Raw genomic sequence first — 21,760 nt, 5'->3', positions numbered from 1 at the left:
AACCGTTACTGCAGCGCCTTGCGCAAATTCTGCTCAGGCAATTGCTCCGGAACGATCGGCAGGCGTTTCTTCTCGGGCACGGCCTTGGGACGCGCGGAAAAACGGGCCTCGAGAATGAGCGGCGCAAGATAGCGTTCCAGCCCCTTCATGGTGCGGATCAGCGCGCCGCGCATGTCGCGCACCCCGGCATAACCGGCGGCGATCATATGCTCGCGCGCGGCCTCGTCCCGCAAGAGAAGGTCGACGGACTGCAGCAGCGCTTCTGTACTGTCGACGGTGCGCACCGCGCCACGCTGGCGCAACTGACGATAGGTGTCGCGGAAATTGTCGACATGCTGGCCCGTCAGGATCGCGGTTCCCAGCATGGCGGGCTCCAGCGGGTTCTGCCCGCCGCGCGCCGTCATCGAGCGGCCGACGAAGGCGATATCCGTGAGGCGGAGATAAAGCCCCATATCCCCGATCGTGTCGCCGAGATAGATATCGGTCTCCGCGTCGGGGCTTTCGCCGAGCGAGCGACGCTTGACCGAAAGTCCGTCGGCCGAAAACTGGGCGGCAAGCGCATCGCCGCGATCGGGATGGCGGGGAACGATGACGGTCAGAAGACCGGGATGGGTTTCCTTCAGCGCGACATGCACGTCGGCGGCATTCTTTTCCTCGCCATCGAAGGTCGAGATCGCCGCCCACACTGGGCGCGCGCCGATTGCGCTCTTCAGCGCCTGCAGGGCCTCATCATCAGCGGGCGGCGCGCTGCGGTCTACCTTGAGATTGCCGGTGACCGAGACATGCAGCGCCCCGAGATCGGCGAAGCGTTCGGCATCAAGATCGGTCTGCGCCATGACCAGCGAAAACCGCGAGAACATGGTGCGGGCAAGTTCACGGCGCTGCATCCAGCGCTCGAACGAACGATCCGAAATCCGGCCATTGACCACAACCTGCGCGATCTTGCGCTTGGCGAGTTCCGCGATCGTGACCGGCCAGACTTCGGTTTCAACATTGATGGCGAGGTCCGGACGCCAGTGATCGAGAAAGCGTGTTACCGCTGGCAGGGCATCCAGCGGCACATATTGATGAATGACCGTGTCCCCGAAACGCTCCGCCGCCAGGCGCGCGGATGTCACCGTGCCGGTTGTCAGCAGAACCGAGATGCCGAATTCATGGATATTCTGGACGACCGAGGTGACGGCGAGCGTTTCGCCCACGCTTGCTGCGTGTATCCAGACGAGCGGGCCTTCCGGTCTCTGCCGGTCGGAGCGGCCAAGGCGCTCCCCCAGACGCGCCTTGTCCTCCTTGCCGCGGCGGACGCGATGATAGAGGATCGGCCGTAACAGCGGATAGCCGAGAATCCCGCCAAGTCGGTACGTGTTGCGGGCCAACCAAATAGAAATGCCTGATACCATTCCCTTGTCCGTTTACCCCGTTCTCGTGCATCGGATCAGCGGCCGCACCCACCACCATTGCGCGAATCATCCTACTTCAGAAAATAACATTTAGGAACAGGAAGAACCACATCCTAAATATTCTATCAAACGTCTTCAGGCTGACCCGGAACGAAGTTCTTTTTTTCTTCTTATAAAGACTTCATCTGCATTATTTTAAAGCAATTGCTTATTTTCAAGCCACAGAGCATTGCAGGAGCGCCGTCTGGCGAAAACGCTTCGGAGGCTAAAGCAGTCGCCTATACTGCGTCCGGAGCCATGAAAACACAATACTCACGATTCCGGGTCGAGAAGCCGGTGGAGATGGACGATGAAGTAGCGCATATGGGCGTTGTCGACGGTCTGCTGCGCCTTGGACTTCCAGGCTGCATGGGCGCTGGCGTAATTGGGGTAGATACCGACGATATCGAGCGCGTCCAGATCGGTGAACTTGACGCCCTTCAGGCTTTCGAGCTCGCCGCCGAAGACCAGATGCAGGAGTTGCTTGTTTTCAACCGTATCAGCCATTTCATATCTCTCTTTGCTCATAGCCTCCCGCCATAGCGTGTCTCGGGTTTGGCCGTTTTTGTCAAGTGACGGGTCACATGACGGGCGGCGGCGCGAATTCGCGCATCAGCGTGCCGACCAGTGCCGGATTGCCCGCAAACAGCGTCCCGTGGCGCAGCGTGCGGCGATTATAGGTCAACGGCCGCCCCGCGTCATCCACCAGCGACGCGCCGGCTGCGGTAAGGATGATATCGGCGGCGGCCAGGTCCCAGTCATGGGAGTTAGGCCTTACAAGTGTGGCATCAAGACGGCCATCGGCAACCAATGCCAGCCTGTAGGCGAGCGAAGGAATATGCGCGGCCTTGTTGACCCGCGCGCGAAAGGGCGGGCTGAAGCCGTCGAGCATCATTGCCGGCAGGCAAAGCTCCAGATTTCCGCTCTCGCCCTGCTGCGTTGAGGCCGCAATCGGCAGGCCGTTTTTCAGCGCCGGACCGCCGAGGGCGGCGGTAAACACCTCGTCAAGCGCCGGCGCGACGAGAACGCCGACCACCGGGCGCCCACCCCGGACCACCGCCACGCTGACCATCCAGTTCTTCTTGCCCTTGAGAAAACCGCGCGTGCCATCGATCGGGTCGACCACGAAGGTGGCATCGGCTTCCAGCCGGGCGAAATCATCGCCGCTTTCCTCCGAAAGCCAGCCGTAATCCGGCCGCGCCCTCAGCAGCAGGTCCTCCAGGCACTCATTGGCGGCGAAATCCGCGGCGCTGACCGGCGACTGGCCTGAGTTCTTCCACCAGACTTCCGGGTTCTGGCCGAAATGGGAAAGCGCGACCGCACCCGCCTCGCGCGCCGCATCGGTGATCAGCGCAAGATCGGCCTGGATATCGGCATCCGACAGTTCGGCCACGGCGGACCTCACGATCCCGCGAGGGTGACGCCCTCGACAAGAATGCTGGGGGTGGCGATCGAGAACCGGCGGTCGATGTCGCTTGCCGGCGTCATCGCCATGAACATGTCCTTCAGATTGCCGGCAATGGTCATCTGCGACACGGGATAGGCGATCTCGCCATTCTCGATCCAGAAACCGCTTGCTCCGCGCGAATATTCGCCGGTGACCATGTTGACGCCGTGGCCGATGAGTTCCGTGACATAAAGCCCGGTTCCGATCTCGGCCATCAGCTCCGCAGGCGTCTTCGGGCCGGTCTCGAGCACCAGGTTGGTCGGCGCGGCGGACAGCGAATTGCCGGAGCGGGTGCCGCGGCCATTGGTCTCGAAACCAAGTTCCCGGCCGAGCGCCGTCGACAGGAACCATTGCTGCAACACGCCATCCTCGACCATGACGAGCCGTTCGCTCAAAACGCCTTCGCCATCGAAGGGTTGCGAGCCCGCGCCTCGACGGATCGACGGATCGTCAACCAGATTGAGACCGGCCTTCAAAACCTGCTTGCCGAGCCTGTCTCTCAGAAAACTGGTCTTGCGCGCGACCGAAGATCCCGAAATCGCGCCGGCGAGACTGCCAATCAAGCTTGCGGCAAGGCGCGGTTCGAAGATCACGGCGGCGTTGCGCTGCGTCGGCACCTGGCGCGGTGAGAGCCGGGCTGCGGCCCGCTCGCCGGCCTTGCGGCCGATCTCTGCCGGCGGATCGAGATCGCCGTCATGGGAACGCGCGTCATAATCGTGATCGCGCTGCATGCCGGCGCCCTCGCCCGCCACGACAGAGACCGACACGGAGGAATAGGAGCGGCGGTAGCCGCCGGAAAAACCGTCGGAGGTTACCAGCACGAAGCCGACCTCACCACGTGACGCGCCTGCGCCGGAGCTTCTGGTGACGCCCTCGACCTCAAGCGCTGCCGCCTCGGCCTCAAGCGCGCGCTCGGCCAGCGCCTCGGGCGAGACATCGGTCTCGTCGTAAAGATCGAGGTCCGGTGCTTCGCGGGCAAGCCGGTCGCTGTCGGCAAGGCTGGCATAGGGATCTTCGGGCGAGACGGTGGCCATGGCGAGCGCGCGTTCGACGAGGGTATCGATATCGCTGTCGTCATTGGTGGAAACGCTTGCGACCTTCGCCCCGCGGAACACGCGCAGCGAAAAGCCCCGGTTCTCGGACGCCTTGGCGTTTTCGCGCTTCGCCTCGCGCACCGAGATGCCGTGCGAGGCGCCCTGCGAGACGACCACATCGGCCGCATCCGCGCCCTTCTTCTTCGCGACGTCGAGAATCTGCGACGCGGTGTCGATCAATTGATCGGGAACCCTTGATGATGACATGGCATTTGGCCTTTCCTTGCGCCCTCATTTATTGTTCACTTCATTGCGCATCAAGTGCCGTTCCTCCGGCGCTTCCGTTTTCTTGCAGCCCAGGACCCTTTTTATGGCAGCCACCCAGAGCCTCTTTACCGAAACCGTCTGGATGCTGGGAGCGGCAACCATTGCGGCCCCGCTTTTCAAGCGGCTCGGGTTGGGCACGGTTCTCGGCTATCTGGCGGGCGGGATCGTGATCGGTCCGGTGCTGCAGCGAATCAGCAATGGCGAGGAGGTGCTGCACGTCGCCGAGCTCGGGATCGTGTTCCTGTTGTTCATGATCGGGCTGGAGCTGAAGCCGGCCCGGCTCTGGACAATGCGCAAGGACATTTTCGGCCTTGGCCTTGCGCAGGTGCTGATCACCGGCGCGGTGCTGGTGCCGCTCGCCAAGTTCGGCGGGCTCGGAAACTGGCAAGCGGCGGTGATCGCCGGTTTCGGCCTGGCACTGTCATCGACCGCCTTCGCCATGCAGATCCTTGATGACAATGGCGACGTCAACACCCGCTATGGCCAGCGCTCGTTCTCGATGCTGCTGTTTCAGGATATCGCGATCGTGCCGCTTCTCGCGCTCGCCAGCATTCTGGGCGGCGGCGTGGAGGAGGCGAGCACTTCGGACATGCTGACGAATGCCGGGCTCGCCGCCCTTGTCGTGGTGCTGATGATCGCCGCCGGGCGCTATGTGCTGACGCCGGTGTTTCAGATCATCGCCGCCACCGGCGCGCGCGAGGTGATGATCGTGGCTGCGCTGTTCGTCGTCATCGGCGCGGCGATGATGATGCAGATCGTCGGGCTGTCGATGGCCATGGGCGCGTTCCTCGCCGGCGTGATGCTCGCCGAATCCTCCTACCGTCATGAGCTCGAGGCCGATATCGAGCCGTTTCGCGGCGTGTTTCTCGCGATCTTCTTCATCGCCGTCGGCCTGTCGCTCGAATTGTCCGTGGTCTACGAGAATATCCTTCTGATCCTCATCGCCGTTCCGGTGCTGCTCGTCGTCAAGGCCGCCGTCATCTACGGTCTGTGTCGCCTGACCGGCTCGCCCCACGAGGACGCGATCCGGATCGCGGCGCTTCTGCCGCAGGGCGGCGAGTTCGGCTTCGTGATGTTTTCGACGGCGGCTGCCGCCGGCATCTTCTCCAACGCCACGGCCTCGCTGCTGATCGCGATCGTGACGGTCTCGATGGTGGCGACGCCGCTGACCGTCCGTCTCGCCGAGCGGCTCTATGCCCGCCACGAGGCTCATGAGGAGATGGAGGAGGATTTCGACGGCGCGGGCGCCGACGTGCTGATGATCGGTTTCTCGCGCTTCGGCCAGATTGCCGCGCAGATCCTGCTCGCCAGCGGCCGCGACGTGACGATCATCGATTTCTCCGCCGATCGCATCCGCCAGGCCTCGGCCTTCGGCTTCCACATCTATTTCGGCGACGGCACCCGCAAGGACGTGCTGATCGCAGCGGGCATCGAAAAGGCCAAGATCGTCGCGGTTTGCACCCAGAAGCGCGAGATCACCGACCGGGTGATCGACGTGGTGCAGGAGAATTTCCCGCGCGCCCACATCTATGCCCGCTCCTATGATCGCAGCCACACGCTGGCGCTCAGGCAGCGGGGCGTCGAATACGAATTGCGCGAGACGCTGGAATCCGGGCTCGTCTTCGGCCGCGAGACGCTGGTGGCACTTGGCACCAGCGAGGAGGAAGCGATGGCGATCACCGACGATATCCGCAAGCGCGATGCCAAGCGGCTGGAGATCCAGGCGGTCGAGGGCATCATGGCTGGCGCGGATATGCTCCACACCCATCCGGTGAGCCCCGAACCGCTGATGCGCCCCAAGCGCCGACAGATCGACCCCACGGTGAAGGTGACCGGCAAGGACATGGCGTAGGTCCCGGACTTTAGTCGGCGCTGTACACGCGCTCGCCGGCTATATAGCTGGCGGAAAGCGCGAGATCTTCGGAAAGCAGCACGAAGTCGGCGTCCGCGCCCGGTTTCAGCCGCCCCTTGGACCGCGCGCCCACGGCCTCGGCCGGATAGAGCGAGGCCATTCTGAGCGCCTCTTCCAGTGGCAGGTCCAGCATATCGCGGACATTCTTCACGCAGGACAGCAGATCGGTATCGGCCCCGGCGAGCGTGCCATCGGCAAGCGTCAGGCGGCCATCCCTGCGATAGATCGTGCGACCGTTGAGCTCGAAACTCTGAAGATCCGTGCCGGTGACCGACATCGCGTCCGAGACCAGGAATATTTTCCCAGGCCCGGCCTTTGCCCTCAGCGCGATCCCCATCGCCACCGGGTCGACATGGTATCCGTCGGCGATCAGCCCGCAGGAAAAACCGCCATCGCCGAGCACCGCGCCGACCATGCCCGGTTCGCGATGGCCGAGCGGGCTCATGGCGTTGAAGAGATGCGTCGCCATCGTGGCACCGGCAAACCGGTATTCCCGCGCCACCGCGCAGGCGGCATCGGTGTGGCCGAGGCTGACGATATAGCCGGCCTTGCTGAGACGGGCGACCTGCTGACGGGTGACGTTTTCGGGCGCGACGGTCAGCAGCCCGACGCCGAAACTGCCGGCATTTTCCACCAGATAGTCACAATCGTCCGTCTCCATCGGCCGGATCAGCGCCGGATCATGCGTGCCCTTTCTGGCCAGCGAAAGATGCGGGCCTTCAAGATGCAGGCCGAGATAGCCCGGAATACCCGCCTCCCATGCGGCCTTGCCGGCTTCGACCGCTGCGCGCACCACATCGGGCCGGTCGGTGATCAGCGTCGGCAGCAGCGCGGTGACGCCGGAGCGGATCTGGGCGGCGCAGATGGTGCGCAGCCCATCAAGATCCGGCGCATTGTTGAACAGCAGCCCGCCGCCGCCATTAACCTGGAGATCGATGAGGCCCGGCGCCAGGAGCTGCCCGTCCGCCGGGATGATCTCGCATTCGTTCGGAATATTCCGCGCCGAGACGATCGCCTCGATGCCGGCTGAGGAAAACACCAGCGCCCGGCCTTCCAGAAAGCTCTCGCCGTCGAATATCCGCGCGCCGCTTATCGCCTTCTTCATGATTATTCGGTCTCCGTCACCTTGTTGAGCGCCACCGGCGCATCCGGGTTGAAGCCGCGGGCGCGCGACAGTTTCTCGATGACGCTGTAATAGGGCACGATCAACGCCAGCGCATCGGTCAGCGGATGGCCGGTCGCGACATGCGGCAGCAACGCCGTGCCCTCGCCGCGTTCCGACGACAGAAACACAGACGCGCCCTTTTTGGCCAGGCCGGACGCGATCTTGACGACGCTGTCCTCGGCCTTGTCGCGAGCGGCGAACGCGATCACCGGAAAGCGCGGCTCGACCAGCGAGACCGGGCCATGCATCACCTCCGCCGAGGAATAGGCCTCGGCATGCAGTTCCGAGGTCTCCTTGCATTTCAGCGAGGCTTCGCTCGCAATCGCAAAGCTCGGGCCACGACCGAGCACATAGAGCGACTGGGCGTCCTTCAGCGGTTCGATCAGCGCCGACCAGTCGCAGGCAAGCGCCTTTGCGAGATCGTCGGGCAGTTTGGCGAGCGCCGCCTTGAGTGCGGCGTCATCGGCCCATTCGGCAAGCAAGGCGAGGCCGGCGACTATGGAATTGACGTAGGATTTGGTCGCCGCCACCGCCTTTTCCGGCCCGGCCGCGATATCGATCGGCTGATCCGCCATTTCCGCCAGCGGTGAGGCAATGGTGTTAACGAGCGCAAGCGACAGCGCGCCGCCATCGCGCGCGGCCCTTGCGAGCGCCACGATATCCGGGCTCTTGCCGGACTGCGAAACCGCGATCGCGGCAGCGTTGTTCATTTTGAGCTTCGCGCCATAGATCGAGGCGAGCGAGGGGCCGAGGGAGGCGACCGGAATGCCGACGGCCAGCTCGATCGCGTATTTCAAAAAAAGCGCCGCGTGATCGGACGAGCCGCGGGCGATGGTGACCACCACCGCGGGGTCCTTTTCGGCGAGCGCCCTGCCGGCCGCCGCAAGCGCAGCGCTCTGGCCATCGAGCAGCCGGGCGGCGGCTTCGGGAATTTCGTCGATTTCGCGGCGCATATTGGTGATGTCGGTCATAGTGTCATCTTCCGTTTCATGGGTCGCCGGCATAGGTGAGCTCGGCGACTAGGTCATAAATATCGCTTCGATAATAGGTTCTGGTCAGTTCCACCGGCCGGCCGCCGGCATCGTAGACAGTGCGGCGGATCGCAAGCGCCGGGGCGCCGGGGGTTACCGTCAGAAGTGCGGCCTGTTCGGCGGTCAGGTTGCAGGCGGTGATCCGTTCGGTGGCTTTCGCCATGGTGACGCCGCGTTCGGCAAGCGCGGCATAGAGCGAGGTCTCCACGAGGTCGGGCCGTTCGAGAATATCGGCGGGCAGCGTCGAATGCTCGATCGCCATCGGCAAGTCATCGCCATAGCGGATGCGGCTGAGGCGGGCGACGGCGGCGTTTCGGGGAAGCTTCAGCGCCTCCGTCTCCTCCGCGCTGGCCGCATGAAGGCCGCGCTCCAGCCAGTGCGAGCGCGGCGTGAGGCCGCGCGCCTGCATATCCTCGGTAAACGAGGTCAGCCGCTGCAGCGGCTGCTCGATCCGTGTCGGCGGGCGCAGCACGAAAGTGCCGGCCCCGTGGCGGCGCTGCAGAAACCCCTCGCTGGTGAGTTCCGCGATCGCGCGCCGCACGGTGACTCGGCTGACGCCGACGAGCCGGGCGAGGTCGCGCTCGGGCGGCAGCGCCTCGCCATGGGCAAGCTTGCCGCTGTCGATAGCCCTGGCCAGTTCGGCTTTCAGCCGCCGGTAGATCGGCCCGTCACCCGAAATGTCGAAATTCTGGAAAACCCGCACGACCAACTCCTGCTACCAGAAAGATACCAATTTAATACCAAATAACAAGACCGTCGCAAAAATTCATGAATGGATCGTGCACGACCGGCCTTGCGTTGCAGCCCGCCGGATGGCTCAAATGTCTCTTCGGCAAATGCGAGACCGTCATGCAGATCGAGGCTCTTATCTATTTCAACGAACTGACGCGTTCGCGCTCGATCCGGCAGGCGGCCGAAACGCTGGGCGTGTCGCCGATGGCGGTCAGCCGCCAGCTTGAAAATCTCGAGGCCTATTTCAATGCCGTGCTGATCGAACGCGGCGCGCGCGGCATTGCGCTCACCCCCGCCGGTGCGCTGCTGGCCGAACGCGTCGATGCCATGATCCGCGATCTGGAAGGCGCACGGCAGGTGATCGACGATCTCAGGGGGCTGAATGCCGGCCATGTCTCGCTCCACGTCAACGGCGCGGTGATCAATGCGATCCTGGCCCCGGCGCTCGCCGAATTCTACGCGCTCTATCCGAAAATCTCGATTGCGGTGACGGTCACGTCCGCCGAAATCGCGCTCAACGCTGTGACAACCGGCGAGACCGATATCGCGGTGACGATGTTCTCCCCCTCGGATGCGCGGATCGAGACGCTGTTTTCGCTGTCGGTCCGGCATGATCCGGTTATGGCTCCGGACCACCCGCTTGCCGGCGAGCGCGAAATCACACTTGAAGCGATCCGCCGCCACGCGATCGCCATGCCCGACCGGGCCTTCAGCATCCGCCGCGATTTCGACGATCGCCAGCGCGCGGCCGGATTTGCGCCGGTGGAGGTTGCCTTTACCACCTCCTCGCTGGAGCTTCAAAAGGAGCTTGCCCGGCGCGGCACCGCGGTGCTGATCCTGCCGGCGATGACGGTTGCCCGCGAGCTTCGCGACGGCCAGCTTGTGCTGCGTCCCTTTGCAAAGGGCGCGGAAATCGCTAGCGACATGCGGCTTGTGCGCGCCGAGGGCCCGACGCCGACCTTTGCCGCGCTGAAGCTCGCGGAATTCCTCGAAGCCTACCTGCGCGAGCACGGGTAGTGCCGGTCAGACCTCTCCGCCCGCGAAGATCGTCTGCACCCATTCGAGAAACACCCGCAATCGCGGCGCGGTGTGGCGGTTCTGGGGATAGAGCGCGGTGAGCGGGGTCGGCGGCGGCGGGAAATCCGGCAGCACCTCGACCATCTCGCCTTCCGCCAGCGCCTCGGCAAAATGATAGCGCGGGGCCTGCACCAGCCCGAACCCAGCCCGCGCCAGCGCATTGGCCGTGCCGGAATCATTGGCGGTCACCCGTGTCTTCAGCGTCACGTAACGGGTGCGACCGTTCTCGATCAGTTCGAGCGGCATCACCTCTCCGGTGCGCGACGAGATGAAGCCGACGGCGATATGACCGGCAAGATCATCCGGCGTTTGCGGCACGCCATGCCGCGCAAGATAGTCGGGGCTCGCCGCCGTGACCTCGCGGAGCGCGCCGAGGCGGCGGGCGATCAGGCCGCTATCCTCCAGTTCCCCCGCCCGGATCACGCAATCATAGCCCTCGCGCACCAGATCGACATAGCGATCGCCCTGCCCGAAATGAATTCTGAGATCGGGATAGCGCGCCAGAAAGGCGGGCAGGCCCGGCAGCAGGAAATTGCGGGTAAGATGCGGGTGTGCATCGATGCGCAACAGCCCGTCCGGATTGCCGGCCCTGAAGGCAGCGTCGGCTTCCTCGACCTCGGCGAGGATGGCAACGCAGCGCCGGTAATAATCCTCGCCATCAAGGGTCGCCGCGACATGGCGGGTGGTGCGGTCGAGAAGCCGGACGCCGAGATCGGCCTCCAGCCCCTTGATCGCCTCCGTTGCGGTCGAGCGCGCAAGGCCGAGATCGAGGGCGGCGGCGGAGAAGCTGCCGCGCTCGACGACGCGGGTGAACAAGCGCATGCGATCAAATCTGTCCATTCACATTGTTCACCACAGGCGAATTATGTTGTCAATTTCCCGGTGATTGTTTCGCACATGCCAGAGCATATCTTTGGCGCGGTTCAACGAACATGGAGTGCATCATGACCAGAACAGCCATCATCACCGGCGCCTCGCGCGGCATCGGCGCGGAAATCGCCAGGCGGCTCGCCACCGACGGCATCGACGTCGTCGTCAACTACGCGTCGAACGCTGCCGCCGCAGGAGAGGTGGTTGCGTCGATCAGGGAAAAAGGCGCTAAGGCGATCGCGGTCAAGGCCGATATCGGCAGCGACGACGGCATGGCGGTGCTGTTCGATGCCGCCGAAGCCGAGTTCGGCAAGGCCGACATTCTCGTCAACAATGGCGGCATGCTTTCGCTCGCGTCTCTCGCGACGGTCACCGACAAGGATTTTGACCGCCAAGTCACCGTCAATTTCGGCGGCACGTTCCGCGGCCTGCGCGAAGCGGCGAACCGGCTTGCCGATGGCGGGCGGATCGTCAACTTCTCGACCAGCGTCGTCGGCACCAAACTCCCCGCCTATGGCGTCTATGCGGCAACCAAGGCCGCCGTCGAGACCCTGACCCATATCGCCGCCAAGGAACTGGCCGCGCGCGGCATCACCGTCAATGCGATCGCGCCGGGCCCGGTGGCGACCGAGCTGTTTCTCGACGGCAAGAGCGAGGAACTGGTCGCCAACATCACCCGCACGATTCCCGCCGGACGCCTGGGCGAACCGGACGATATCGCCGGCGTGGTCGCCTTTCTCGTCGGCGATGAGGCCCGCTTCATCAACGGTCAGGTGCTGCGCGTCAATGGCGGCATGACCTGACAAGGAGAACCGAGATGCCATTCGTCAACATCAAGACCCCCGAGGCGGCGCTGACCCGCGCGCAGAAGGAAGACATCATCCACCGCGTCACCGATATGCTGGCCGAGTATTTCACCGAGGCCGCGCGGCCCCACACCATGGTGCTGATCGAGGAGGTCCGCGACGGCGGCTACGGCCGCGCCGATGAGGTTTATGTCACACCCGAGGCCTGGCGCGCGGCCGGCTGAACACCTTACGCGTGCCGGCGCGTTGGCGGCCGCCGCCCGGCGGATGCCAGCGCGCGGAAAACGCCATAACCTCAATGCTCACCGCAGCCGCTGTCTCCCCTCACCCGGCGCATCCGCGCCACCCTCTCCCCTCCGGGGCGAGGGGAACCAAGCCGCCGCCACAAGCGTACGCGGCACGGCAGAGCCTCACAGGCGTCCCCTTCTCCCCGTGGAGAGAAGGTGGCCGAAGGCCGGATGAGGGTCGGCCGAAGGCCATCGGCACTGAGGCGATGTGAAGCCCAGCGAGCGCACGCGCGGCATTTACCAGGCTCGCGCGCAGAGCAAAGCCGCCACCTCAAGGCACGCGGCAGGCGCTGTCGCCCCTCACCCGGCGCATCCGCGCCACCCTCTCCCCTCCGGGGCGAGGGGGAACCAGGCCGCCGCCGCAGGCCATACACGGCACGGCAGAGCCTCGCCGGTGTCCCCTTCTCCCCGTGGGGAGAAGGTGGCCGAAGGCCGGATGAGGGTATAGGGCGCCGCACCACGCCCGGCCTTTCGGCTGATACACCCGCTTCACCCACATGACATAAATCAATTTCAGACCGCGCCCGTTCGGCTACACCGGAGGCAACAGATCGGCGGCTTGCTTTCCGTCAAGTATCGGTATACATAATTTTCAGAAATTTCTGAAAATTCAGATAGAGCAGGAATATCGATGCCATTGTCGCCGATCGTGCAGGATTTCGTGGCCCATTTCGGAGAAATGGGCAGCCGCTGGGGCATCAACCGCTCGGTCGGGCAGATTTACGCCCTGCTTTACGCCACGCGCGAGCCGCTCTGCGCCGACGACATGGTGGAAGCGCTGAAGATGTCGCGCTCGAACGTGGCCATGGGGCTGAAGGAATTGCAGGGCTGGGGCCTGGTCCTGCTGCGCCACAAACCCGGCGACCGACGGGATTATTTCACCACGCCGGAGGATGTCTGGGCGATTCTGAGGACGCTCGCCGAAGAGCGCAAGAAGCGCGAGATCGACCCGACGCTGACCATGCTGCGTGAAGTGCTGATGCGCGAGCCGGAGAACGAGGAGGAGCGCTATGCGCAGGAAAGACTCGGCGAAATGCACGCATTGATTGAAAAGCTTTCCGACTGGTACGATGATGTGAAGGTGATGGAGACCGACCGGCTTCTAATGTTGCTCAGCATGGGCTCGGCGGTGACGAAGCTGCTGGAAACGGCGGACAGGCTCCCCGGCTTCGGCCGGAAGGGCGCAAAAGACAGCAAGGTTTCATGATGGACGCGCTTGTCGAAAAATCCAGGGCAGAAGACGCCGCTCCCGCGCGGAGCGCCGCTCAGAGCGATGGCCGGGCCGCGTCACCGAAAGGCGCGGCACCGGGGCCCGCCCGTCAGAAATCCCGCGCGCCGAAAACCCGGGCGCTGAAGCTTGCCGCCTGGCTTTCCACCCTTGCCGAGCTGATGTGGCTGCCGCAAGCGGCCTGTCTTGCCTATGGCATCGGGCAGGTGGCGGCGGGCAATGGCGTCGCCGCGATCTGGCAGCTGGCCGCCGCCGTGCTGGCGCTCGGCCTTGCCAAGGCTGTGCTGGAGCGGGCGGGCAACCGCATGGCCTATCGTGGGGCCCGCAAGATCCTCTCGCAAAAGCGCGCCGCCGCGGTTTCCGCGCTTGCGCGCCGGTCGCCGCTCGATACCAGTAGGGCCGCCTCGGGCGAGGCCGCCAGCATTCTCGCCGAGCAAGCCGAACATATCGTGCCCTATCTCGCCCGCTTCCAGACCGCCCGCTTCAAGGCGAGCGTGGTGCCGCTCGCCATTCTGGCGGTGGTGCTACCCTATTCCTGGATCGCGGCGCTGGTGCTTTTGATCACCGCCCCGCTGATCCCGATCTTCATGGCGCTGATCGGCTGGAGCGCGCAATCGGCAAGCGAAAAGCACCTCGTCGATATGGGCACGCTCAACGCCTTCCTGCTCGACCGGTTGCGCGGTCTGCAGACCATCCGCTCCTTCGATGCCGTCGAGCAGGTCTCGCGCCGCCTCAGGCTGCGGGCCGAAAACCTGCGCCGGCGCACCATGGCGGTGCTGAAGATCGCGTTCTTGACATCCGCCGTGCTGGAGCTGTTTTCCGCCCTCGGCGTTGCGATGGCTGCGGCCTATATCGGCTTTCATTTGCTCGGCCAGATCGGCTTCGGTGCCTGGGGCGGCAAGCTGACGCTGTCGGAAGGCCTGTTCATATTGCTGCTGGCGCCGGCCTTCTTCGATCCGCTGCGCATGCTGTCGTCGGTCTGGCACGACCGCGCCGCCGGCGAGGCCGCGCTTTCCGCGCTCGACAGCCTTGCCGAGGACGGGCTTTCCATGGTCGGCGGCGCGACAGCCGATGCCGCACCGGCCACGGCCCGCCCGGCAAGCGTGGAGCTGCGCGATCTCGGCTTCGTCCATCACGGCTCGAAAGACCCAGTCTTCGATGGCTTCGACCTGACCGTCAAACCGGGAGAACATGTCGCCCTGCTCGGCCCGTCGGGCAGCGGCAAGTCTACGCTGCTCGCCCTCATCGCCGGCCTCGCCGAGGTCCGCCACGGTCGCATCGTCATCGACGACGTGACGCTTGGCGACGATACCGCCGACAGGCTGCGCCGGAAGATCGCCTGGATCGGCCAGAACCCGCATCTCTTTGCCGGTTCGATCGCCTCCAACGTCCGCCTTACCCGCGACAACATCAGCCGTGACGATATAGCGGGCGCGCTGAAGCTTTCCGCGCTCGACACCGTCGCCGAGGCCCATGGCAACGCGATGATCGGCGAAAACGGCGCGGGTCTTTCCGGCGGCGAGGGTCTGCGGCTGACGCTGGCGCGCGCCGCCGCCAGCAGGGGCGCTGGCCTTATCCTCGCCGACGAGCCGACCGCCCATCTCGACCACCAGACCGCCGCCGAAATCACCGAGGCGCTGCTGACGCTCGCCGCAGGCAAGACCCTTGTCGTTGCGACCCACGACCCGGTGCTGGCGGCAAGAATGGATCGCGTCGTCCATCTCGCCGAGGATTTCAGGGAGAACCGGTCATGAAACGGACCGCGAGAAGAACGGGCTTTGCAGCCCTTGGCCCGATCATCCGCCTGTTCTGGCGCGAGCGGCGCGGCGGGCTTGTGGCGGGTGCTGCCCTTTCCGCCTTCACCGTGCTCGCCGGCATCGCGCTGCTGGGCGTCTCCGGCTGGTTCGTAACCGCCACCGCGATTGCGGGGCTGAGCATGGCGACGGCGCTTGCATTCGACGTCTTCGCCCCCTCCGCCGCGATCCGCTTCCTGGCGCTGTCGCGCACCGCCGGGCGCTATTTCGAGCGGCTGCAGACCCATGATGCGACGCTGCGGGTGCTGGCGGGTCTGCGCGTCAACCTGTTCCGCGGCTTTGCGGCACCGGGTGCCGCCCGCGCGCTGGCGCTCCGCCCGGCGCGCCTGCTGTTCCGCCTGACCGCCGATGTCGACGCGCTCGATTCGCTTTATCTGCGGGTGCTGGTGCCAGGCGCTGTTGCCGTCATCGCCGGGCTTGCCGCAATCATCGCGCTCGGCATTCTGTCATGGCCGCTGGCGCTTGCCGTCGGCGCGGCGATCGTGCTGCCGGGGCTCGCCCTTCCCGCCCTTGCCGCGCGCGCGGCCGAAAAGCCCGCCCGCCGCCGGGCGCATGCGCAGGAGGCGCTGCGCGCCCGCGCCGTGGACATGGTTGCCGGCCAGAGCGAACTAGCCTTGGCCGGCCGGCTCGATGCCCAGCGTGCTCGGGTGGAGGATGCCGACAGCAGAGAATATGCCGCCGATCTGGCGCTCAACCGGATCGACAGCAATACCGGCTTCGGTTTCGACATGGTGACGGCGCTGATTCTCGCCGGCGTGCTGCTTGCAGGCGCCGCCCTTGCCGAGGCGGGGCAGATCACAGCCCCGCTTGCAGCGCTCGCGCTCCTCATCGCCTTTGCAGCACTTGAACCGTTTGCGGCGCTGCGGCGCGGCGCGATGGAGCTTGGCCGCACGCTGCTTGCCGCGCGCAGGCTGTCGCCCCGGCTGGAAGCGGAACCCGCCGCCAGCGCCGTTCACGCCGCGCCGGACGCCGGCATCGCGGTAGCGCTCGAAAATGTCGCTCTGCGCTATTCTGGACGCGGCAGCGCGGCCCTTTCCGGCCTGACATTGACGATCGCCGAGGGCGAGAGGGTAGCGCTGATTGGCGCGAGCGGAGCCGGAAAATCCTCGATCATGGCGCTGATTGCCGGCGAGGTCGCGCCGGACGCCGGCACCGTCGTCGCCCTGCCGGCCACGCTGTTGACCCAGCGCACCGAGCTGTTCCAGGATACGCTACGCGCCAATCTGAAGCTCGCCTTCCCCGCCGCCGGTGACGAACGGCTGATGGAGGCGCTCGACGCCGCCGGCCTCGGCGACACCGTGCGCGCTCTGCCCCACGGTCTCGATACCGAGCTTGGCGAACAGGGTCTCGGCCTTTCGGGCGGCCAGGCCCGGCGGCTGGCGCTCGCCCGGCTGGTGCTGCGCGACACGCCGGTATGGCTGCTCGACGAGCCGAGCGAGGGTCTCGATGGCAAGACAGCACGCGACGTCATGACAAAGATCAAAGCGCGCGCGGGAAAACACCGTAGTTTGCTGATCGCGACCCATATCCGCCGGGAGGCAGAAATTGCCGACCGACTGATCATGATCAATTCGGGGCGGATCATTTCCGCCTACAGAAGAGGCGAGCCCGGCTTTGCCGGAGCGCTTGCCGCACTGAGGCCGGACTGAAACCCGGCCTCCAACAATAATGCGGCTGCCGGTCAAACGGCGGTCGATGAACTGAGACCCGGTTTGAACGCGGGAGAGACGCAATGGAACTGGACATCGTGGCGCTATCGCGCCTGCAATTCGCTATGACGGCGCTATATCACTTTCTGTTTGTGCCGTTGACGCTGGGCCTTTCCATGATCGTTGCGATCATGGAAACGACCTACGTCATGACTGGCCGCAAGATATGGCGGCAAATGACAAAATTCTGGGGCGTGCTGTTCGGCATCAACTTTGCCATCGGCGTTTCCACCGGCATCGTGATGGAATTCCAGTTCGGCATGAACTGGAGCTATTACAGCCATTATGTCGGCGACATCTTCGGCGCGCCGCTGGCGATCGAAGGGCTGATGGCCTTCTTCCTGGAAGCCACCTTCGTCGGCCTGTTCTTCTTCGGCTGGGATCGCATGTCGCGGGTCGCCCACCTGATCATCACCTGGTGCGTCGCCATCGGCTCGAACCTTTCGGCGCTGTGGATCCTGATCGCCAATGGCTGGATGCAGAACCCCGTCGGTTCGGCCCTCAACCCGGCAACGATGCGCATGGAGGTCACCAACTTCTTCGAGGTGCTGACCAACCCGGTCGCGCAGGCGAAGTTCGTGCATACGGTTTCTGCCGGTTATGTCACGGCCTCGGTCTTCGTGCTCGGCGTCGGCGCATGGTATGTGCTGAAGGGCCGCCACGTTGAGCTTGCCAAGCGTTCGATGACGGTTGCCTGTTCCTTCGGTCTTGCCGCTGCCCTCTCGGTGGTCGTGCTGGGTGATGAAAGCGGGTATCTGACGACCGAACACCAGAAGATGAAGCTCGCCGCGATCGAATCCATGTGGGAAACGGAACCGGCGCCTGCCTCGTTCACGCTGTTCGGCATTCCCGATACGGAAAATCGCGAGACCCATTACGCGGTGAAGATCCCGTGGGTCATGGGCCTTATCGGCACCCGCTCGCTCGATACCCCGATCGAGGGCATCAACGAGCTGGTCGAAAACGGCAAGACCAAGATCGAAAACGGTATCCAGGCCTATGGCGCGTTGCAGAACATGCGCGCGAATATGGGCACCGGCACGCCGGACCCGGCCGACCAGGCGATCATGGAGGAATACGGCAACGACCTCGGTTACGCCTATCTCCTGAAGCCGTTCGTGGATAATCCGGCAGACGCAACGCCCGCCCAGATCGAACAGGCCGCAAACAGCCTCGTTCCCCCGGTCGGTCCGCTGTTCTGGTCGTTCCGCATCATGGTCGGCGCCGGCTTCCTGTTCATCGCCGTCATGGCTACGTTCTTCTACCTGTCGACCCGTCGCCGGCTGGACAGCCATCGCTGGCTGCTGCACCTCGCGGTCTGGATCATTCCGCTGCCGTGGATTGCCGCCGAATGCGGCTGGATCGTCGCGGAACTCGGCCGTCAGCCTTGGATCATCGAGGGCATATTGCCAACGGCGCTGGCCGTCTCGAGCCTCGGTGCCAGCACTGTGCTGCTCACCATCATCGGCTTTGTCGGAATCTACACGGTGCTGTTCATCGTCGAAATGGGCCTGATGCTCGCCGCGATCCGCAAGGGACCGCAGCCGGACAACGGACCCGACATGCCGGTTCTCGGCGCCCGCCGGGTTCAGGGCACCATGGCACCTGCGGAGTAAAACATCATGGTACTGCACGATCTTATCTCATACGAAGTCCTCCGCGTGATCTGGTGGTTGCTGCTCGGCGTTCTGCTGATCGGCTTCGCCATCATGGACGGCTTCGATCTCGGAACCGCCACCCTGCTTCCCTTCATCGCCAAGAACGACAACGAGCGCCGCGTCGTGATCAACACGGTCGGCCCGGTCTGGGAAGGCAATCAGGTCTGGCTCATTCTCGGCGGCGGCGCGATCTTTGCGGCGTGGCCGGCCATCTACGCCGTATCGTTCTCGGGCTTCTATCTGGCGATGTTCGCGATCCTGTTCGCGCTCATCCTGCGCCCGGTCGGCTTCAAGTATCGCTCCAAGCGCGAAAGCGCCACCTGGCGCAATACCTGGGACTGGCTGCTGTTCATCGGCGGCTTCGTGCCGACGCTGATCTTCGGTGTAGCGCTCGGCAACGTTTTGCAGGGCGTTCCCTTCCGGCTCGATGACGACCTTCGCATCTTCTACGACGGTTCGTTCTTCGGCCTTCTGAACCCCTTCGCGCTGGTTGCGGGTCTGGTCTGCGTTGCCATGCTGGTCATGCACGGCGCGGCCTATCTTTCGACCAAGACCGAAGGTCCGGTCAACGACCGCGCCCGCGGCTTCGGTTCGATCGCGGCCGTTGCCCTGATCGTGCTGTTCGCGCTGGCTGGCGTCTGGCTCTATTACGGCATTGACGGCTACGCCTTTACCGGCGCTGTCGATGCGGCCGGTCCGTCGAACCCGCTGATGAACGATGTTGCCCGCGAGCAGGGCGCATGGTTCGCCAATTACGGCCGTTATCCGTGGATGATGCTGGCGCCCGCGCTCGGCTTCCTCGGCGCGATCGGCGCGTTCATCGGGCTGAAGGGCAACCGCCCGGCGCTTGCCATGCTGTCGTCGTCGGCTTCGGTCTTCGGCGTGGTGGCAACGCCCGGCGTTGCGATGTTCCCGTTCATCCTGCCGTCGTCGGAACAGCCCGGCGCCAGCCTGACGGCCTGGGACTCGTCATCGAGCCACCTGACGCTGTTCATCATGCTGGTCTGCGCGCTGATCTTCGTGCCGATCATCCTCGCCTACACCTCGTGGGTCTACCACATCATGTGGGGCAAGGTGACCAATGCGGACGTGACCAATAAGGACAAGCACGCCTACTGAACAAGCCGGCGGGCTGGAAGGCCCGCCCCCTTTCACGAAAGGAGAATTCTATGTGGTATTTCGCCTGGATCCTCGGTCTGCCGCTCGCAGCGCTCTTCGCGGTGCTGAACGCCATGTGGTACGAACTGATGGACGACCGCGCCCGCGAGCGCGAAAACAAGGGCAGCGGCATCTGAACCGCTTCGCCTCAAGGTTACAAACGGCTCGCAGAGATGCGGGCCGTTTTTTGTTTATGGTGGGAATATCGTTGAGCGCTGGAGAACTGCAGAAGGGAATCGGCGTCACCGCAAAGCCCCCAATCTTCTCGCCCCGGCGGGGAGAGATGTCGCGAAAGCGACAGTGAGGGGGGAGTCTATCACCGCGAGCGCCTTCACGAGACGAGAAGCCGCGCCACCCTCACTGCCCCTGTCGGGGCATCTCTCCCGCCAGCGGGAGAGAGTATTGGGAGCAAGCGGTACGATCCGATGCCACTCATCTGCCCCGGCTGCTGGCTGCATCGCCCCGGGAAAACTACGCCTCGTGAAAGGCAGAACTCGGCTTACGTGCCACGCTGCAGATCCTCCGCCTGCGCGGCCAGCATCGCACGGACCTCTTCCACCAGCGCGTCTTCCGGCACGGTCTTCTGCGCCACGCGGGCCTCGCGCCATTCGGCGTTGTCCTCGATCTCGCCGGATAGCCGCTTGCCCTCGATCAGGTCCTTGATCTGGACCACGCCTTCCGCGCGCTCGTCGCCGCCCTGGATGATCGCGATCGGGCAGCCGCGACGGTCGGCATATTTGAGCTGGTTGCCGAATTTCTTCCAGTTGCCCTGATACATCTCGGCGCGGATGCCGGCCTTGCGCAGTTCCTGCGTCATCTTCTGATAGCGCCCCATCGCCTCGGCATCGCCATCCATAACGGTGACCAGAACCGGCTCGATGATCTCGGACGCGCCGAGCTTGCCGAGATTCTTCAGCGCCGTCATCAGCCGCGAAACGCCGATGGAAAAGCCGGTCGCCGGCACCGGCTGGCCCATGAACCGCGACACCAGCCCATCATACCGCCCGCCGCCGCCGACCGAGCCGAACACGACCTTTTCACCTTTTTCGTTGGTGACGTCGAAGGTGAGTTCGGCTTCGTAAACGGGGCCGGTGTAGTATTCGAGGCCACGGACGACGGAGGGGTCGATTTTGATGCGGTCGGGACCGTACCCTGCCGCCGAAAACATAGCAGCAAGCGACGTCAGACTCTCCCCTGCATTGATCAAGATTTCTGACTTAGAGCGCTCGCCATAACGAAGTACGCGGAGGGCATAGTCCATATTGGGGTTGTCAGATAGAGGAGTAGCGTCACCGGATATCGTTTGATTGATTTCGTGATCGGTCAATGTCTGAACGGGAATGTCGTCCACGAAATCCATTACTCGGTCTATTTGTTCTTCGTTCAGCCCCGCACCCTTGGTGAAATCGCCACTTTCATCCTTCCGGCCCTCACCCAACAGCAGCTTCACGCCCTCGACGCCAAACTTGTCCAACTTGTCGATCGCCCGCAGCACCGTCAGCCGCTGCGCCGCGTTCTCCTCGCCGCCAAGTCCGATCGCCTCCAGCACCCCATCCAACACCTTCCGGTTATTCACCCGGATCACATAATCCCCGCGCGCGATCCCGAGCGCCTCCATCGTGTCGGCCATCATCATGCACATTTCGGCATCGGTCTGGACGCCGGGGGCGCCGACGACGTCGGCGTCGAACTGCATGAACTGGCGGAAGCGGCCGGGGCCGGGCTTTTCGTTGCGGAACACGTAGCCGGCGCGATAGGTGCGGTAGGGAAGCTGGATTTCGTTGAAGTTTTCGGCGACATGGCGGGCGAGCGGCGCAGTCAGGTCGTAGCGCAGGCTCATCCACTGGTCGTCATCATCCTGCAGCGAGAACACGCCCTCGTTCGGGCGATCGCTGTCCGGCAGGAATTTGCCCAGCGCATCGGTATATTCGAACATCGGCGTTTCCACCGGATCGAAGCCGTAATTCTCGTAGACCGCCTTGATCTTCGCCACCATTTCCTCGGTCGCGCGGATATCGGCGGCGGAGCGGTCGCCAAAGCCGCGCGGCAGGCGGGCCTTCAGCTTCTGC

The 21,760-nt window shown here is 64.3% G+C and carries 19 protein-coding genes; 10 read left to right on the top strand and 9 right to left on the bottom strand.

Translation table 11 applies throughout. The annotated features are described in order from the left end of the window. Positions 1–5 precede the first annotated feature (5 nt). The 4 genes from waaA to V6765_RS19040 all read right to left on the bottom strand — a co-directional run bounded on the left by waaA (position 6) and on the right by V6765_RS19040 (position 4,184). Positions 6–1,397, bottom strand: a complete 1,392-nt coding sequence (gene waaA, locus V6765_RS19055) for a lipid IV(A) 3-deoxy-D-manno-octulosonic acid transferase (protein ID WP_448431700.1) — start codon at positions 1,395–1,397, stop codon at positions 6–8. Between the two features lie 312 nt (positions 1,398–1,709). Further along, a complete protein-coding gene (locus V6765_RS19050) occupies positions 1,710–1,943 on the bottom strand; it encodes a DUF4170 domain-containing protein (RefSeq protein ID WP_018065149.1) in 234 nt (77 codons plus the stop codon). Between the two features lie 73 nt (positions 1,944–2,016). Then, the gene (locus V6765_RS19045) at positions 2,017–2,829 is read right to left on the bottom strand and encodes a 3'(2'),5'-bisphosphate nucleotidase CysQ (RefSeq protein ID WP_448431698.1); all 813 of its coding nucleotides are present in this window, start codon (positions 2,827–2,829) and stop codon (positions 2,017–2,019) included. 8 nt (positions 2,830–2,837) lie between these two features. Then, positions 2,838–4,184: a TldD/PmbA family protein gene (locus tag V6765_RS19040; protein WP_448431696.1), complete on the bottom strand. Its 1,347-nt coding sequence runs from the start codon at positions 4,182–4,184 to the stop codon at positions 2,838–2,840. Between the two features lie 103 nt (positions 4,185–4,287). On the opposite strand from V6765_RS19040, the gene V6765_RS19035 reads away from it, so the two are divergent. Then, positions 4,288–6,096 carry a monovalent cation:proton antiporter-2 (CPA2) family protein gene (locus V6765_RS19035; protein ID WP_448431694.1) on the top strand — a complete coding sequence of 603 codons (1,809 nt, stop codon included), beginning with the start codon at positions 4,288–4,290 and terminating at the stop codon, positions 6,094–6,096. A 10-nt stretch (positions 6,097–6,106) separates the two neighbouring features. Here V6765_RS19035 and nagA read toward each other — a convergent pair whose 3' ends face one another. The 3 genes from nagA to V6765_RS19020 are packed head-to-tail and all read right to left on the bottom strand — an operon-like array spanning position 6,107 to position 9,061. Continuing rightward, positions 6,107–7,261, bottom strand: a complete 1,155-nt coding sequence (gene nagA, locus V6765_RS19030) for an N-acetylglucosamine-6-phosphate deacetylase (protein ID WP_448431692.1) — start codon at positions 7,259–7,261, stop codon at positions 6,107–6,109. A gap of 2 nt (positions 7,262–7,263) precedes the next feature. Then, positions 7,264–8,292, bottom strand: a complete 1,029-nt coding sequence (locus tag V6765_RS19025) for an SIS domain-containing protein (protein ID WP_448431690.1) — start codon at positions 8,290–8,292, stop codon at positions 7,264–7,266. 16 nt (positions 8,293–8,308) lie between these two features. After that, positions 8,309–9,061 carry a GntR family transcriptional regulator gene (locus V6765_RS19020; RefSeq protein WP_448431688.1) on the bottom strand — a complete coding sequence of 251 codons (753 nt, stop codon included), beginning with the start codon at positions 9,059–9,061 and terminating at the stop codon, positions 8,309–8,311. Positions 9,062–9,120: 59 nt separating this feature from the next. Between V6765_RS19020 and V6765_RS19015 the strand changes: the two genes are divergently transcribed. Continuing rightward, positions 9,121–10,101 carry a LysR family transcriptional regulator gene (locus tag V6765_RS19015; protein ID WP_448431686.1) on the top strand — a complete coding sequence of 327 codons (981 nt, stop codon included), beginning with the start codon at positions 9,121–9,123 and terminating at the stop codon, positions 10,099–10,101. A gap of 6 nt (positions 10,102–10,107) precedes the next feature. Here the strand turns inward: V6765_RS19015 and V6765_RS19010 are convergent, their stop codons facing one another. Beyond that, a complete protein-coding gene (locus tag V6765_RS19010) occupies positions 10,108–11,001 on the bottom strand; it encodes a LysR family transcriptional regulator (protein WP_448431684.1) in 894 nt (297 codons plus the stop codon). A gap of 104 nt (positions 11,002–11,105) precedes the next feature. On the opposite strand from V6765_RS19010, the gene V6765_RS19005 reads away from it, so the two are divergent. The 8 genes from V6765_RS19005 to cydX all read left to right on the top strand — a co-directional run bounded on the left by V6765_RS19005 (position 11,106) and on the right by cydX (position 19,828). After that, positions 11,106–11,834, top strand: coding sequence for an SDR family oxidoreductase (locus V6765_RS19005; protein ID WP_448431682.1), 729 nt, complete (start codon positions 11,106–11,108; stop codon positions 11,832–11,834). A 14-nt stretch (positions 11,835–11,848) separates the two neighbouring features. Continuing rightward, positions 11,849–12,061 (top strand): tautomerase family protein, encoded by a 213-nt coding sequence (locus tag V6765_RS19000; protein WP_448431680.1) that lies wholly within the window; start codon positions 11,849–11,851, stop codon positions 12,059–12,061. A gap of 694 nt (positions 12,062–12,755) precedes the next feature. Then, positions 12,756–13,331, top strand: a complete 576-nt coding sequence (locus tag V6765_RS18995; RefSeq protein ID WP_448431678.1) for a GbsR/MarR family transcriptional regulator — start codon at positions 12,756–12,758, stop codon at positions 13,329–13,331. Continuing rightward, positions 13,331–15,106, top strand: coding sequence for a thiol reductant ABC exporter subunit CydD (gene cydD, locus V6765_RS18990; protein ID WP_448432016.1), 1,776 nt, complete (start codon positions 13,331–13,333; stop codon positions 15,104–15,106). The genes V6765_RS18995 and cydD overlap by 1 nt, the downstream gene beginning before the upstream one ends. Further along, entirely contained in the window at positions 15,103–16,815 is a 1,713-nt protein-coding gene (gene cydC / locus V6765_RS18985; RefSeq protein WP_448431676.1) for a thiol reductant ABC exporter subunit CydC, read from the top strand. The genes cydD and cydC overlap by 4 nt, the downstream gene beginning before the upstream one ends. An 83-nt stretch (positions 16,816–16,898) precedes the next feature. Next, positions 16,899–18,491: a cytochrome ubiquinol oxidase subunit I gene (locus V6765_RS18980; protein WP_448431674.1), complete on the top strand. Its 1,593-nt coding sequence runs from the start codon at positions 16,899–16,901 to the stop codon at positions 18,489–18,491. Between the two features lie 6 nt (positions 18,492–18,497). Beyond that, positions 18,498–19,652 carry a cytochrome d ubiquinol oxidase subunit II gene (cydB, locus tag V6765_RS18975; RefSeq protein WP_448431672.1) on the top strand — a complete coding sequence of 385 codons (1,155 nt, stop codon included), beginning with the start codon at positions 18,498–18,500 and terminating at the stop codon, positions 19,650–19,652. Positions 19,653–19,702: 50 nt separating this feature from the next. Continuing rightward, positions 19,703–19,828: a cytochrome bd-I oxidase subunit CydX gene (gene cydX, locus V6765_RS18970; protein ID WP_018065131.1), complete on the top strand. Its 126-nt coding sequence runs from the start codon at positions 19,703–19,705 to the stop codon at positions 19,826–19,828. Between the two features lie 362 nt (positions 19,829–20,190). On the opposite strand, the gene hisS is transcribed toward cydX, so the two are convergent. Next, the gene (gene hisS / locus V6765_RS18965; protein ID WP_448432014.1) at positions 20,191–21,687 is read right to left on the bottom strand and encodes a histidine--tRNA ligase; all 1,497 of its coding nucleotides are present in this window, start codon (positions 21,685–21,687) and stop codon (positions 20,191–20,193) included. Between the last annotated feature and the right edge of the window lie 73 nt (positions 21,688–21,760).

It is taken from the genome of Martelella sp. FOR1707 (genome assembly GCF_053484265.1).
This window is presented reverse-complemented; position numbering and strand designations above follow the sequence as displayed.

What these genes read in the sequence shown, in the direction of transcription:
- waaA (WP_448431700.1), bottom strand. Translation starts at nt 1,397, where the DNA reads ATGGTATCAGGCATTTCTATTTGGTTGGCCCGCAACACGTACCGACTT.
- V6765_RS19050 (WP_018065149.1), bottom strand. Translation starts at nt 1,943, where the DNA reads ATGGCTGATACGGTTGAAAACAAGCAACTCCTGCATCTGGTCTTCGGC.
- V6765_RS19040 (WP_448431696.1), bottom strand. Translation starts at nt 4,184, where the DNA reads ATGTCATCATCAAGGGTTCCCGATCAATTGATCGACACCGCGTCGCAG.
- V6765_RS19035 (WP_448431694.1), top strand. Translation starts at nt 4,288, where the DNA reads ATGGCAGCCACCCAGAGCCTCTTTACCGAAACCGTCTGGATGCTGGGA.
- nagA (WP_448431692.1), bottom strand. Translation starts at nt 7,261, where the DNA reads ATGAAGAAGGCGATAAGCGGCGCGCGGATATTCGACGGCGAGAGCTTT.
- V6765_RS19025 (WP_448431690.1), bottom strand. Translation starts at nt 8,292, where the DNA reads ATGACCGACATCACCAATATGCGCCGCGAAATCGACGAAATTCCCGAA.
- V6765_RS19015 (WP_448431686.1), top strand. Translation starts at nt 9,121, where the DNA reads ATGAATGGATCGTGCACGACCGGCCTTGCGTTGCAGCCCGCCGGATGG.
- V6765_RS19010 (WP_448431684.1), bottom strand. Translation starts at nt 11,001, where the DNA reads ATGGACAGATTTGATCGCATGCGCTTGTTCACCCGCGTCGTCGAGCGC.
- V6765_RS19005 (WP_448431682.1), top strand. Translation starts at nt 11,106, where the DNA reads ATGACCAGAACAGCCATCATCACCGGCGCCTCGCGCGGCATCGGCGCG.
- V6765_RS19000 (WP_448431680.1), top strand. Translation starts at nt 11,849, where the DNA reads ATGCCATTCGTCAACATCAAGACCCCCGAGGCGGCGCTGACCCGCGCG.
- V6765_RS18995 (WP_448431678.1), top strand. Translation starts at nt 12,756, where the DNA reads ATGCCATTGTCGCCGATCGTGCAGGATTTCGTGGCCCATTTCGGAGAA.
- cydD (WP_448432016.1), top strand. Translation starts at nt 13,331, where the DNA reads ATGGACGCGCTTGTCGAAAAATCCAGGGCAGAAGACGCCGCTCCCGCG.
- cydC (WP_448431676.1), top strand. Translation starts at nt 15,103, where the DNA reads ATGAAACGGACCGCGAGAAGAACGGGCTTTGCAGCCCTTGGCCCGATC.
- V6765_RS18980 (WP_448431674.1), top strand. Translation starts at nt 16,899, where the DNA reads ATGGAACTGGACATCGTGGCGCTATCGCGCCTGCAATTCGCTATGACG.
- cydB (WP_448431672.1), top strand. Translation starts at nt 18,498, where the DNA reads ATGGTACTGCACGATCTTATCTCATACGAAGTCCTCCGCGTGATCTGG.
- cydX (WP_018065131.1), top strand. Translation starts at nt 19,703, where the DNA reads ATGTGGTATTTCGCCTGGATCCTCGGTCTGCCGCTCGCAGCGCTCTTC.
- hisS (WP_448432014.1), bottom strand. Translation starts at nt 21,687, where the DNA reads ATGGTGGCGAAGATCAAGGCGGTCTACGAGAATTACGGCTTCGATCCG.